Source organism: Natronorubrum sulfidifaciens JCM 14089, assembly GCF_000337735.1.
Taxonomy (GTDB): Archaea; Halobacteriota; Halobacteria; order Halobacteriales; family Natrialbaceae; genus Natronorubrum; species Natronorubrum sulfidifaciens.
Map to the genome: position 1 here is coordinate 1 of NZ_AOHX01000013.1, position 337 is coordinate 337.

Here is a 337-nt window from a genome sequence, read left to right on the forward strand (position 1 = left end):
CCAGGGTGTCGATCTCGTCAAAAAGGATTTCGAGAGAGTCTTTCGCAATCGTGTTCGCATGACTCGGGAAGAGAACGTTCTCAGCCGCGAGTAGAGCACCGTCAGCAAGTGGTCCGAGGTTGGGAGGGGAATCGATTATGACGTAGTCGTAGTCTACTGTGAGACGGTCGAGGGCGAGTTTCAGGGACTCGACCCCACGGGCTTCTGAGTATAGGGGCTTCTCCAGCCTGAAGTTTCGTAAATGGGATGGGACTATATCGAACTCGTTTCCGTTGACAATCAGTTCGTTGAGATCGTCGAGCGTGAGCTGTCCCATCTCGGAAAGGACGTCGTAGAG

1 protein-coding gene is annotated in these 337 nt (G+C 53.4%); it reads right to left on the bottom strand.

The features are described 5' to 3' along the window. Positions 1-316: ParA family protein (locus C495_RS01030; protein ID WP_206538423.1), on the bottom strand; the 316-nt coding region annotated here is incomplete at its 3' end. Between the last annotated feature and the right edge of the window lie 21 nt (positions 317-337).